Source organism: Shinella sp. SUS2 (genome assembly GCF_001262505.1).
In the GTDB taxonomy this organism is placed as follows: domain Bacteria; phylum Pseudomonadota; class Alphaproteobacteria; order Rhizobiales; family Rhizobiaceae; genus Shinella.
The window spans coordinates 240997-253920 of the sequence record NZ_KQ410729.1 but is presented as its reverse complement, the minus strand read 5'-3'; the positions used below and the strand labels follow the sequence as shown (position 1 = coordinate 253920).

13 protein-coding genes are annotated in these 12924 nt (G+C 63.2%); 7 read left to right on the top strand and 6 right to left on the bottom strand.

Features of this window, described 5'->3' with window-relative positions; all coding sequences use genetic code 11:
• The first annotated feature begins 103 nt into the window (after positions 1 to 103).
• The 4 genes from AKG11_RS13260 to AKG11_RS13245 all read left to right on the top strand — a co-directional run bounded on the left by AKG11_RS13260 (position 104) and on the right by AKG11_RS13245 (position 4516).
• Positions 104 to 2497, top strand: a complete 2394-nt coding sequence (locus AKG11_RS13260; protein WP_371260073.1) for an EAL domain-containing protein — start codon at positions 104 to 106, stop codon at positions 2495 to 2497.
• A gap of 21 nt (positions 2498 to 2518) precedes the next feature.
• On the top strand, positions 2519 to 3268 hold the full coding sequence (locus AKG11_RS13255) for a substrate-binding periplasmic protein (RefSeq protein ID WP_050744190.1): 750 nt from the start codon (positions 2519 to 2521) through the stop codon (positions 3266 to 3268).
• 71 nt (positions 3269 to 3339) lie between these two features.
• The gene (gene pth, locus AKG11_RS13250) at positions 3340 to 4056 is read left to right on the top strand and encodes an aminoacyl-tRNA hydrolase (RefSeq protein ID WP_050744237.1); all 717 of its coding nucleotides are present in this window, start codon (positions 3340 to 3342) and stop codon (positions 4054 to 4056) included.
• Between the two features lies 1 nt (position 4057).
• Positions 4058 to 4516 carry a GNAT family N-acetyltransferase gene (locus AKG11_RS13245; protein WP_050744189.1) on the top strand — a complete coding sequence of 153 codons (459 nt, stop codon included), beginning with the start codon at positions 4058 to 4060 and terminating at the stop codon, positions 4514 to 4516.
• Here AKG11_RS13245 and clpS read toward each other — a convergent pair whose 3' ends face one another.
• A complete protein-coding gene (clpS, locus tag AKG11_RS13240) occupies positions 4517 to 4828 on the bottom strand; it encodes an ATP-dependent Clp protease adapter ClpS (RefSeq protein ID WP_050744188.1) in 312 nt (103 codons plus the stop codon).
• Positions 4829 to 4986: 158 nt separating this feature from the next.
• Here clpS and ychF point away from each other — a divergent pair, with 158 nt between their 5' ends.
• The 3 genes from ychF to AKG11_RS13225 all read left to right on the top strand — a co-directional run bounded on the left by ychF (position 4987) and on the right by AKG11_RS13225 (position 7170).
• Entirely contained in the window at positions 4987 to 6090 is a 1104-nt protein-coding gene (gene ychF, locus AKG11_RS13235) for a redox-regulated ATPase YchF (RefSeq protein ID WP_023513607.1), read from the top strand.
• Between the two features lie 155 nt (positions 6091 to 6245).
• Positions 6246 to 6716 carry a MaoC family dehydratase gene (locus tag AKG11_RS13230; RefSeq protein ID WP_050744236.1) on the top strand — a complete coding sequence of 157 codons (471 nt, stop codon included), beginning with the start codon at positions 6246 to 6248 and terminating at the stop codon, positions 6714 to 6716.
• The gene (locus tag AKG11_RS13225; RefSeq protein WP_023513605.1) at positions 6703 to 7170 is read left to right on the top strand and encodes a MaoC family dehydratase; all 468 of its coding nucleotides are present in this window, start codon (positions 6703 to 6705) and stop codon (positions 7168 to 7170) included. The genes AKG11_RS13230 and AKG11_RS13225 overlap by 14 nt, the downstream gene beginning before the upstream one ends.
• 182 nt (positions 7171 to 7352) lie before the next feature.
• Here the strand turns inward: AKG11_RS13225 and AKG11_RS13220 are convergent, their stop codons facing one another.
• From AKG11_RS13220 to AKG11_RS13200, 5 genes are all read right to left on the bottom strand, one after another.
• Complete coding sequence (locus AKG11_RS13220; protein WP_023513604.1) at positions 7353 to 7895, bottom strand: adenine phosphoribosyltransferase; 543 nt, start codon at positions 7893 to 7895, stop codon at positions 7353 to 7355.
• A 107-nt stretch (positions 7896 to 8002) separates the two neighbouring features.
• Positions 8003 to 8890 (bottom strand): cytochrome c1, encoded by an 888-nt coding sequence (locus AKG11_RS13215; protein WP_050744235.1) that lies wholly within the window; start codon positions 8888 to 8890, stop codon positions 8003 to 8005.
• A gap of 27 nt (positions 8891 to 8917) precedes the next feature.
• Complete coding sequence (locus tag AKG11_RS13210; RefSeq protein WP_024271239.1) at positions 8918 to 10186, bottom strand: cytochrome b; 1269 nt, start codon at positions 10184 to 10186, stop codon at positions 8918 to 8920.
• A 14-nt stretch (positions 10187 to 10200) separates the two neighbouring features.
• Positions 10201 to 10779 (bottom strand): ubiquinol-cytochrome c reductase iron-sulfur subunit, encoded by a 579-nt coding sequence (gene petA, locus AKG11_RS13205; RefSeq protein ID WP_023515767.1) that lies wholly within the window; start codon positions 10777 to 10779, stop codon positions 10201 to 10203.
• Between the two features lie 263 nt (positions 10780 to 11042).
• Positions 11043 to 12911 (bottom strand): ABC transporter ATP-binding protein, encoded by a 1869-nt coding sequence (locus AKG11_RS13200; RefSeq protein ID WP_082342422.1) that lies wholly within the window; start codon positions 12909 to 12911, stop codon positions 11043 to 11045.
• Positions 12912 to 12924: the final 13 nt, after the last annotated feature.

Sequence of the window (12924 nt, the reverse complement as noted above, 5' to 3'; positions counted from 1 at the left end):
AGCAACATTTAAGACTTTGATGAAAATCTAAGCCTCACAGATGGCGAAAGCCAAAGAGGGGCGTTATGGGCGGGCTTGGCATCATGGCATGGGGGCAACCGGCATGAAAATGCATTCGGTGGAAAGCCGCTTCATTGCCATCGTCATCGGCGCCCTGTTCATCTTCGTCGCCCCGCTCTTCGCACTTTTCCTGATCCTTTCCTCCGACCGCGTCGCGCGGGAGCGCCTGGAGAACACAGAAGTGCTGCTTGAGGCCAACGTCCAGGCACTCGGCAAGCCATTGTGGGATTTCGACAAGGACAGCATCGACCAGATCGTCAGCGCGTTGCAGGCAGATGCCGACATCTCCTTCGTCCATGTGCGTGACACCTCGGATGTCATCGACATCAGCAAGCCCGCGACGCGTCCCGACCCGGACGACGCCCGCTCGATCGTCAAGACCGACATCCTCTACAAGGCGAACGACGGCATCAAGAAGGTCGGTACGGCGGAAATCTGGATCCGCAAGGAGGGCCTGCTCTCGCGATTCTCGACGGACGAGATGAGCATCTTCGCCATCTTCTTCTTTGCCGTGGCGACACTCTTTACCGCCGCCATCATCGGCAACCGCATCACCGTCATCCGCCCGCTGATGCGGCTGACGGCCGCCATCGAGGCGACACGCCGGCTCGGCTCGCGCCATCATGTCGACTGGACATCGAGCGACGAGATGGGCGCCCTCGCCCACAATTTCAACGAGATGCAGAGCCAGCTGGAGCGCGAGGAGAAGGAGCTGAAGCTCGCTCATGCCCGCGCCACCGACATCTACAATCTCACGCCGGCCATGCTCTTCTCCATCGACGCGGAGAACCGCATCACCGCGGTCAGCGACTACTGGCTGACCGCGACCGGCTATCGCCGCGCCGCGGTGATCGGCCAGGAGTTCACCGACTTCGTTGCCGAGGACTGGCGCGAGACCTATCGCAGGCGCCATGACGAGAACAACGCCAATGGCGGCATCTGCGAGGCGACCGTCCGCTTCCGCTGCGCCGATGGCAGCATGATCGACGTGTTGATCCTGGAAACCGGCGCCGCTGCCAGCAGCCACCGCCAGGCGCTGTCGCTCTCCGTGATGACCGACGTCACCGACCTCAAGGAGGCGGAGAACCGCAACCATCACCAGGCGATCACCGACCACCTGACGGGCCTGCTCAACCGGCAGGGCTTCGAATCGGTGCTCGATGAGCTGATCGGCACCGCCGACAGGCTCGGCCAGCAGCTCGCCTGCCTCTTCGTCGATCTCGACCGCTTCAAGTGGATCAACGACAACCTCGGCCATGCCGCCGGCGACGACGTGCTTTGCCAGGTGGCGACACGCCTGCGCCGGCAGCTGCGTGCGGGCGACCGCATCGCCCGGCTCGGCGGCGACGAATTCGCCATCCTGCTCGCCGCCCCGAACGCGCGGCAGCTCGCCATGGATGTCAGCGAACGGTTGGTTGCGAGCCTGCGCACGCCCCTCACCATCAACGGCGCGGACCTGCAAGTCAGCGCCAGCATCGGCGTCGCCGTCTATCCAGACCACGCCTCGACGGCGGCCTGCCTGCTGCAGAAGTCGGACATGGCGATGTATGCGCGCAAGCGCAGCGGCAAGAACGGCGTGCAGCTCTTCGACAACAATATGGTGGACATCGCCCGCAAGCGGCTGGAAACCGAGCAGTTCATCGACCAGGGCCTGCGCGACGACTGGTTCGTCGCCCATCTCCAGCCGATCGTTTCGCTCGCTGACGGACGCGTCGCCGGTTTCGAGGCCCTGATGCGTCTCAGCCACCCCGAGCGCGGCCTGCTGCCGCCGGCCGAGATCATCGGCATTGCGGAGGAGAACGGTTCGATCAGCCGCATCGGGGACACCATCCTCTCGAAGTCGATCGCCAGCCTCGCCGTCATTTCAAAGCTCGATGGGCTTGCCGACAGCTATCTTGCCGTGAACTTCTCGCCCCTGCAGTTCGAGCCCGCTTTGCCCGCCCGCCTTGCCGCCCTGCTCCTGGAACACGGCGTCACACCGTCGCGCATCGTGGTGGAAATCACCGAGGCCGTACTGATGCTCGACAATCCCATCGTGCGCGAGGTGCTCGACGCACTTTCCGATCTCGGTTGCCGCATCGCACTCGACGATTTCGGCACCGGCTATTCCTCGCTGTCCTATCTCAACCGTTTTCCCGTCGATATCGTCAAGGTCGACCAGTCCTTCACCCGCTCGCTCTCTTCCGACCAGCCGGACGTGCGCCGCAAGAGCCGCATGCTGATCGAGGGTATCCGCACGATCTCGCACCAGATGGGTTGTGCGGTCGTGGCGGAGGGCATCGAGACGACGGAACAGTGGGATATCCTCCAGTCCATGCAGATCGAGTTCGGCCAAGGCTATCTCCTGAGCCGTCCTCTTCCGCTTGACGCGCTCCTGGAGAAACTGGACGAATTCACGATGACGGAAAGGCCGGAGCGCCGCGCCGCTGCCTCCTGATGAAAGACTGAGGACGAGACGATGAAGACGCTGCTTTTGACGCTTTGCCTGTCGCTCGCCCACTTTTCAGCGCCGCTCGCCGAAACGCTGCATTTCGTGACGGAGGAATACGCACCCTTCAACTATTCCAAGGACGGCAAGATCACCGGCATCGCGGTCGAGCAGGTCGAGGCAATGGCAAAGGCCGCCGGCGTCGACTACACGATCGAGATCATGCCCTGGGCTCGTGCCTTCGCGATGGCCGAAAGCCAGCCGATGAACTGCGTCTTCACGACTGGCTACAACCGGGAGCGCGCCGATCGCTTCGCCTGGGTCAATCCGCTGCTGAAAGACGAAATGGTGCTGCTGAAGCGCAAGGATGGCAGCAAGGGGCCGGCAAACCTGCAGGACGCGCTTGCCATGAATGTCGGCTCGCAGCGTGGCGATTTTGCCGTCGAAGCGCTGGAGGGCCTCGGTTTTAAAAAGATCGACCTTGCAGCGGACATCGACATTTCGGTGCGCAAGCTGCTCTCCGGCCGCATCGACCTGATGCCGACCTCGATCAAGACCTATGAGAACCTTATCAACCAGGGCCAGCCGGTTGAAAAGGCCATGCTGATGGCCGGCCAGATTTATGGCCTCGCCTGCCACAAGCAGACCCCACCCGCGCTTATCAAGCGGCTGCAGGCGGCGCTCGACCAGCTCATCGTCAGCGGTGAGCAGGACCGCATCTACACAGCCTACGGCCTGCCGCCGAATCCGCGCACGGCCGATGGTGGCGCGAAGAAATGAATGCGGACGGTTGACTTCCGGTCGCTTTCGCGGTGGTGAAGGCCGGACAGATCCATTTTGCGGACCATTCCATGCAGATCATCGCGGGGCTCGGCAATCCGGGCGCAAAATATGCGGGCAACCGCCACAATATCGGTTTCATGGCGCTGGACGCGATCCACCGCAAGAGCCCCTTTTCGCCCTGGTCGAAGAAGTTCAAGGCAGAAATCTCCGAAGGCGAGCTTGCCGGCGAGAAGGTGCTGCTCGTCAAGCCGCAGACCTTCATGAACCTGTCGGGCGAATCCGTCGGTGAGGCCATGCGCTTCTACAAGCTGGCGCCGAAGGACATCGTCGCGATCTACGACGAACTGGATCTTGCGCCGGGCAAGGCGCGCATCAAGGTCGGCGGCGGCCATGGCGGGCACAACGGCATCAAGTCGATCGACGCCCATTGCGGCAAGGACTATCGGCGCCTGCGCCTCGGCATCGGTCATCCGGGCGCCAAGGAACTCGTCACCAACCATGTGCTCGGCGATTTCGCCAAGGTCGACCATAGCTGGCTCGACCCGCTGCTCGACGAGCTCGCCCTCAATGCCGACATGCTGGTGCGGGGAGAGGATTCGCAGCTGATGAACAAGCTGGCGCTCGCCACCGGCAGCAAGCCGGAAGCGGAAAAGACGCCCGCACAGAAACCGGCCGGCCAATCCCATATCCGCCAGGCGCGCAACCACGCCCAGCCGAAGATCCTGCCGACGACCGGGCCGATGGCGGAGATGCTGAAGAAACTGCTCGGCAACAAGGGCGACTAGGATGGCTGCGGACGTGGACCTGCGCCCCGCAGAACCGGGCGATCTTCCGGGGCTGCTCGCGCTCTATGCCGAACTCAATCCTGCCGATCCGCCGCTGGATGCGGCAACGGCGCATGATCGCTTCGCCGCAATCCTCGCCCAGCCCGTCATGACGATCTTCGTCGCCGCGGACAGGCAAAAGCCGCTCGCCTCCTGCACGCTCGTCATCGTGCCGAACCTCACCCGGGGCGGCGCCCCCTATGCGCTGATCGAGAACGTCGTCACCCACCACACCGCCCGCCGGCGGGGCCTCGGCCGTGCCGTCATCCGGCATGCGATCGATACGGCCTGGGCGGCCGGCTGCTACAAGGTCATGCTGCTGACGGGCCGGGGCGACAGCGAAGCCCATGCCTTCTACACGAGCTGCGGCTTCCGGCAGGACAAGACCGGCTTCCAGATCCGCCGTCCCACACCGGACTGACTACTCCTCCGGCTCGGTCTGGAAGAGCAGCGGGAAGCCTGCCTCCTTGGCAAGGTCCGTCGCTTCCTTCGCCTTGGTCTCGGCAATGTCGCGGGCGCAGACGACCACCACCGCCGTGCCCATCTTGTGTGCGGTCATCATGACGCGATAGCTCGTCTCCTCCGCCATGCGGAAGACGGCCTTCAGCACCAGCGTCACGAATTCGCGCGGCGTGTAGTCGTCGTTGACGAGAATGATCTTGTAGAGCTTCGGCCGCTCCAGCTTCGGCTCCGTCACGGTTTTCGGGGTGAGGGTCGTGTCACCATTGCTCATGGGAAGCTCCTCGTATTCCGGCTCCGAGCGGTGTGAGCCCCATTGTGCCCCGCAGGAGAGGCGACTTCAAGGCCCTGCATGGCCGAAGGCCTTGACCCTGCCCCCGCCATCCCCCATAGCGAGGGCAACGATTTTCTTAAGACGAATGGACCACTTCCATGGGTTTCAAATGCGGTATCGTCGGTCTGCCGAATGTCGGCAAGTCGACCCTCTTCAACGCGCTGACCAAGACGGCGGCCGCCCAGGCGGCAAACTACCCCTTCTGCACCATCGAGCCGAACACCGGCGAAGTGGCTGTTCCCGATCCGCGCATGAAGGCGCTCGCCACCATCGCCGGTTCCAAGGAAATCATCCCCACCCGCATCTCCTTCGTCGACATCGCCGGCCTCGTGCGCGGCGCCTCGAAGGGTGAAGGCCTCGGCAACAAGTTTCTCGCCAACATCCGCGAAGTCGATGCCGTCGTGCATGTGCTGCGCTGCTTCGAGGATGACGACATCACCCACGTCGAGGGCCGCATCAACCCGGTCGGCGATGCCGACACGATCGAGACCGAGCTGATGCTCGCCGACCTCGAAAGCCTGGAACGCCGCGTAGAACAGACCCGCAAGCGCGCCACCGGCAAGGACAAGGAGTCCCTCGCGCAGCTGCCGATCATGGAAGCCGTGGTGAAGCTGCTCAACGAGGGCAAGCCGGCCCGCCTGCTCCTGAAGACGCTGGCGCCCGAGGAAATCGAGGTTCTGAAGGGCCTCAACCTCCTCACCTCCCACCCGGTTCTCTATGTCTGCAACGTCGCCGAGGCCGATGCCTCGACCGGCAACACGCACACCGAAGCCGTCGCCGCCATGGCGAAGGAACAGGGCGCCGAATGCGTCATCATCTCGGCAGCGATCGAATCCGAGGTCGCCCAGCTTCCGGAAGAGGAAGCCGCCGAATTCCTCTCGGCGCTCGGCCTTGAGGAAGCGGGTCTCGACCGGCTGATCCGCGCCGGCTACCACCTGCTCGACCTTATCACCTATTTTACCGTCGGCCCCAAGGAAACCCGCGCCTGGACCATCGTGCGCGGCACCAAGGCCCCGCAGGCGGCCGGCGTCATCCATACGGATTTCGAACGCGGCTTCATCCGTGCCTTCACCATCTCCTATGACGACTACATCGCCTACAAGGGCGAAGTCGGCGCGAAGGAGGCCGGCAAGGGCCGCGACGAAGGCAAGGAATACGTGGTGCAGGACGGCGACGTCATCCACTTCCGCTTCAACACGTAAGACGACCCGACAGCCTCCATTCGAGACCGCCGTCCCCGGCTGGGGCGGCGGTTTTTCTTTGCGCTTGAAGGACATGGCGTCCCGCCAATTCCGCCGGCGCTTGCAAAAGCCGGACACCCTCGCCATTGTCCCCCCGCAACAGAACGGATCGCGACGTGGCCAACTACACCTTTGAAGACTTCACGCCGGGTCGGCGCTTCGACTTCACGAAGCGCACGCTCACGGCAACCGAGATCGTCGCCTTCGCGACGGAATTCGATCCCCAGCCGATGCACATGGACGAGGCCGCCGGTCGCGCAAGCATTCTCGGCGGCCTTGCCGCCTCCGGCTGGCACACCAGCGCCGTGATGATGCGCATGCTCTTCGAAGCCTATATCGACGGCTCCACCTCGGAAGGCTCGCCCGGCGTCGACCTGATGGAATGGAAGCGCCCGGTGCTGGCAGGCGATACGCTCGGCGGCCACTGCGAAGTGCTCGATGCCCGCACCTCACGCTCGCGTCCCGAAATCGGCATCGTGCGCATGCGCGCCACGGTGACGAACCAGCGCGGCGAAACGGTCGCCCTTTGCGAATACATCAACATGATGCGCCTTGCCGAAAAGGAAGCCAACCATGCGCATGGCTGAGCTCTATGCCTTCGGCGAGGCCGTCGAAATCGGCAACCTCACCTTCACGGCGGAAGACATCATCCGCTTCGCAGGGGATTTCGACCCGCAACCCTTCCATCTCGACGCGGAGCTGGCCAAGCAGGCGCTTTTCGGTGGCCTCTGCGCTTCCGGCTGGCATTCCTCCGCCGGCTGGATGAAATGCTTCGTGCCGTTCTGGGCGGGCGAATGCAAACGCCTCGCCCGCGAAGGCATCACGCCCCCAAACCTCGGCCCCTCCCCCGGCTTCACGAACCTGCGCTGGCTGAAGCCGGTCTTTGCCGGTGACACGATCACCTATTCGGTGACCCTGACCGCCTCGCGCGAACTCGCCTCACGGCCGGGCCGGCTGATCAATACGATCCTGTGCGCGGGAAGGAACCAGAACGGCGAACCGGTCATTCGCTTCGAGAGCACGGTTCTGGAATTCGTCTGAACCGCCCGTTCGCTTTGCCCTCACCCTGACCCTCTCCCCGCAGCGGGGAGAGAAGATGTGCGCCGCAAACATCGTCAGTTGAGAAACCGGCACGGCCTATCCCTTCGCCCGGCTTGCGGGGAGAAGGTGGCGGCGGCCGGATGAGGAACGACACCGCCACCTCAGACAGCCGGCAGCTGCCTTCAATGCCCGTCGAACGCCACGAGTGTGCGCACTTCCACGCCGAGCGCTTCGAGCTTCTTGCGCCCGCCGAGTTCCGGCAGGTCGATGACGAAACAGGCCGCGACGATATCCGCGCCGATCTGGCGCAGCAGCTTCACCGCAGCCTCCGCCGTGCCGCCGGTCGCGATCAGGTCGTCGATGAGGATGACCTTCTCCCCCGGCTTGATGGCGTCCTTGTGCATCTCCATCTCGTCCACGCCATATTCCAGGCTGTAGGCAATGCGCACGGTCTCGTGCGGCAGCTTGCCCTTCTTGCGGATCGGCACGAAGCCCGTCGACAGCTGGTGCGCCATCGCGCCACCGAGGATGAAACCGCGCGCCTCGATGCCGGCGACCTTGGCGACGCCGATGCCCGCATAGGGGTGCACCAGCTCATCCACCGCACGGCGGAAGGCGCGCGGATTGCCGAGGAGCGTGGTGATGTCGCGGAACATCACGCCGGGCTTGGGATAGTCCGGGATGTTGCGGATCGCGGCGACGAGTTCGTTTTCGAGTGTAGACATGGGAATTCCGACTGCGGAGGGCTTTCTCCGGTTATTGCAGGTGCCGCAGCCCCTCACAACAAAAAAGGCGGCCCGAGGGCCGCCTTTCGACAGAGCGACGGAGCCGCTCAGCTTTCCTTGTTCGCGTAGACCGACTTCTTCGTCAGGTAGATCAGACCGGTGAAGATCACCAGGAAGACCATGACCATGAAGCCGGTACGCTTGCGCTCTTCCAGGTGCGGCTCTGCGGCCCACATCAGGAAGGCGGAGACGTCATGCGCATACTGGTCGACCGTCTGCGGCGAACCGTCGTCATAGGTGACCTGGTCGTCGGAGATCGGCTTTGCCATGGCGAGCGCCGCAGCGTTTGCGAAGTACGGGTTGTAGTGCGTGCCTTCGCCGACTTCGATATGCGCCGGCTTCTCTTCATCGTACCCCGTCAGCAGCGAGTAAATGTAGTCCGGGCCACCTTCCTGATACTGGGTGAAGATGTCGAAGACGAACTGCGGGAAGCCGCGGGTGATGCCGCGTGCCTTCGCGATCAGCGAGAAGTCCGGCGGAGCGGCGCCGTTGTTCGAAGCGGCAGCCGCCTCGTGGTTGGCGTAGGGCGACGGGAAGTAGTCGGCCGGCACAGCCTTGCGGGTGAACATCTCACCGTCGCTGTTCGGGCCGTCCTGCACTTCGTAGTTCGCTGCAAAAGCCTTCACCTGGGCTTCCGAGTAGCCGAGGCCTTCCAGCGTGCGGAAGGAGACGAGGCTCATCGAATGGCAGGCAGAACAGACTTCGGTATAGACCTTCAGGCCGCGCTGGAGCTGGCCCTTGTCATACTTGCCGAATGGGCCGGCGAAGGACCATTCCTGCTGCTTGGGCTTGTGGATCGGGTAGTGGGGTGTGGCACTGGCGGCGTGTTCCGCTTCGGCACCACCGGCGGGCGCCGCCTCTTCCGCCGTGGCGAAGGAGACGCCGAGACCGGCGACGAGTGCGAGCGACAGAATGCCTGCAACAAGCTTTTTCATTGTCATGGTTCCTTTCGTCGCTCGCTATCAGGCCTTGGCCGCCTTGGCGTTCTTCTTTTCCAGAACCGCTTCCGTGATCGAATTCGGAATGCGCTTCGGGGTCTCGATCAGGCCGAGGATCGGCATGAGGACGAGGAAGAAGCCAAAGTAGTAGAGCGTACCGAGCTGCGAGAGGATGACGTAGATGCCTTCCGCCGGCATGGCGCCAAGCCAACCGAGCAGGATGGCATTCGCCACGAAGATCCAGAAGAACAGCTTGTACCACGGGCGGTAGACAGCCGAACGGACCTTGGACGTATCCAGCCAGGGCAGGAAGAACAGCACGATGATCGCGCCGAACATCACGAGGACGCCGCCAAGCTTGGAGTCGATCGGGCCGATGTTGAAGGTGATGGCGCGCAGCATCGCGTAGAACGGCAGGTAGTACCATTCCGGAACGATGTGGGGCGGGGTCTTCAGCGGGTCAGCCGGGATATAGTTGTCCGGGTGGCCGAGATAGTTCGGCATGTAGAAGATGAACCAGGCGAAGACGATCAGGAAGACCGAAACGCCAAGGGCGTCCTTCAGCGTCGCATAGGGCGTGAAGGCGACCGTGTCGGTCTTGGACTTCACTTCGACGCCGGTCGGGTTCGTCTGGCCGGTGACGTGCAGCGCCCAGACGTGCAGGACGACGACGCCGGCGATCATGAACGGCAGCAGGTAGTGCAGCGCGAAGAAGCGGTTCAGCGTCGGGTTGTCGACCGCGAAGCCGCCGAGCAGGAACTGCTGGATCCACTCGCCGACCCACGGGAAGGCCGAGAAGAAGCCGGTGATAACGGTCGCGCCCCAGAAGGACATCTGGCCCCAGGGCAGAACGTAGCCCATGAAGCCGGTCGCCATCATCAGGAGATAGATGACCACGCCGAGGATCCAGAGGATTTCGCGCGGCGCCTTGTAGGAGCCGTAGTAGAGGCCGCGGGCGATGTGGAGATAGACCGCGATGAAGAAGAAGGACGCGCCGTTGGCGTGCATGTAGCGCAGCAGCCAGCCGTGGTTCACGTCGCGCATGATCTTCTCGACAGAGTTGAACGCGACGGAGGTTTCGGCGGCATAGTGCATGGCCAGCACGATACCGGTCAGGATCTGCACGATGAGCATCACCGACAGCATGGCGCCGAAGGTGTAGGCATAGTTCAGGTTGCGCGGAACCGGGTAGGACACGAAGCTGTCATGGATCATGCGCGGCAGAGGCAGGCGCGAATCGACCCATTTTTCGATGCCAGTCGTCGGCTGGTAGGTGGAATGTTCAGCACTCATTATCAGGTGTCCCCTCAACCGATCTTGATGACTGTGTCGGATACGAACGAGAAGGTCGGCACAGCAAGGTTCTCAGGGGCCGGACCCTTACGAATACGACCAGCGGTATCGTAGTGAGAACCATGGCAGGGACAGAACCAGCCGCCGAAATCGCCGGCCTGGCCGAGCGGAATACAGCCGAGGTGGGTACAGACACCAACCATGATGATCCAGTTTTCCTTGCCCACGCCCGCCGAGCGGTCGAGGTCCGTCGCCTGGGCGTCGGCAGCAATGTTGGCGTTACGGGCAACAGCGTCCTTGAGGTCGGAAAGCTGAACGGCCTTGGCCTCTTCGACTTCCTTGTCCGTGCGGTTGCGGATGAAGACCGGCTTGCCGCGCCATTTGACGGTCAAGGACATGCCAGGGGTCACGCTGGAGACATCGACATCGATGGCGCCAAGCGCCAGCGTCGACGCATCCGGACGCATCTGGTCGATAAACGGCCAGGCAACCGCGACGCCGCCCACGACGCCAGCCATCCCGGTGGTCAGGTAAAGGAAATCGCGGCGAGTGGGCTCGCCCAGGGATTCGCTTGATGTCTCGTGTTCGCTCACGGCTAAACCATCCTCTCACGCAAAGTCTGCGGAAACCCGCCACGCCCCTTGGAAACCGGTCAAATCCGGACACAATACGGCCATAGATTCCCCGTCAATCCGGCGCGTTCTATGCTTGATCGCAAATTATGTCCAGCCTTGGCAAGGGGAGGTGGGCACATTGTCGCGGGAAAAACGGAGCATCTTGACAAGGCGCAGGCATCGCCTTGAACCTCCAGCGCTTCCCGGCTCAAAAAGCATGCGAAGGACGACGCCCCGCGGCTTTATTGCGCCGCTTCCTCATGGCCGAGAAAACCGCCCGACTGGCGCGACCAGAGATCCGCATAGAGACCACCGCGCGCGACGAGTTCCGCATGGGTCCCCTCCTCCACGATATGGCCGCGATCCATGACGATCAGCCGGTCGAGCGCGGCGATGGTGGAGAGGCGGTGCGCGATGGCGAGCACCGTCTTGCCGCGCATCAGCCGCTCGAGGTTCGACTGGATCGCCGCCTCGACTTCGCTATCGAGCGCCGAGGTCGCCTCGTCGAGCACGAGGATCGGTGCATCCTTCAGCATGACGCGGGCAATGGCGATGCGCTGGCGCTGACCACCTGAAAGCTTGACGCCGCGCTCGCCGACATGGGCATCGTACCCCTTGCGCCCACGCTGGTCTTCCAGCGTGAGGATGAAATCATGCGCCTCGGCCTTTCGCGCCGCCTCGATCATCTCGTCCTCGCTGGCGTCGGGATTGCCGAAGAGGATGTTGTCGCGGATGGAGCGGTGCAAGAGCGCGGTATCCTGGCTGACCATGCCGATATTGGCGCGCAGGCTCTCCTGCGTGACGGTGGCGATATCCTGCCCACCGACGAGAATGCGCCCGCCCTCAAGATCGTAGAAGCGCAACAGAAGATTGACCAGCGTCGACTTGCCGGCACCGGACCGGCCGACGATGCCGACCTTCTCGCCGGGCCGGATCGACAGCGTCAGGTCGTCGATGACGCCGGACTTGCGGCCATAGTGGAAGCGGATGGCCTCGAAGCGGATGTCCGGGTGCGCGACTTTCATTTCCATCGCATCCGACTTGTCGACAAGGCCGATCGGCTGGGAGATGAGATCGGCCGAGTTCTGGATCGTGCCGATATTGCGCATGATGCTGTTGAGCTGCGTCATCAGGCGATTGAGCAGGAAATTCAGCCGCAGCACCAGCGCCATGGTAAAGGCGACGGCCCCGGAACTGGCAACGCCGCCAAGCCAAAGATGGATGGAGAGCACGGCCATGGCGACGATCATCAGGCCGGAGACGAAGGCCATCGAGGCACGCACGCCCGTCAGGAAGCACGTGAAATCGAGCGTCGTCGTCTGGAAAGTATCGAAACCGCTGCGCATGTAGCGGTCGTTCGCCTCGTCGCGGCCGAACAATTTGAGCGTCTGGATGTTGGAGTAGGCATCCACCATACGGCCGCTCAGCATCGACGCGGCCTCGGCGGTCTGGCGCGAATGCTCGCGGATGCGCGGCACGAAATAGCGTGCCAGCACGGAAAACACCACGAGCCACACGCCGAGCACGGCGGCAAGCCGCCAGTCGAGCCCGCCGAGCAGCACCAGCGTCGAGGCCGTGTAGATCGTCACGAACCAGACACTTTCCATGAAGGAGGTGATGACGTCGCCGGTCGCCTGCCCCGCCGACCAGACCTTCGTGACGATGCGCCCGGAAAAATCGTTCTGGAAGAAGGACAGCGACTGTCGCGCGACATGCACATAGGACTGCCAGCGCACGAGATTGTAAAAGCCGGGCGTGATGACCTGCTGGTCGACGAGCGCGGTGAGAAAGGTGATCACGAAGCGAACGAGGCCGATGAGGCCGAGCATCAGCAGAAGCTCCGGCCCATGCGCGGCCATAAGCCCGCCCCACCCGTCTCCCGGCTTCACCGTCGCCAGGATATCGACCAGCCGCCCGACGAACCAGAAGGTCGCCGCCTCGATGCCCGCGGTCACGCCGCCGAGCACCAGCATCGCCGCAAACGGCGCCCTGGCCTGGCCAACATAGAACCAGATGAAGGCGAGAAGCCCCTGCGGCGGACGAAGATCATCCCGCCGCGCGAAGGGCTGAATCCAGTTCTCGAACCAGGAGAAGAGCGGGCGGAAGATCATGCCATCGATATAG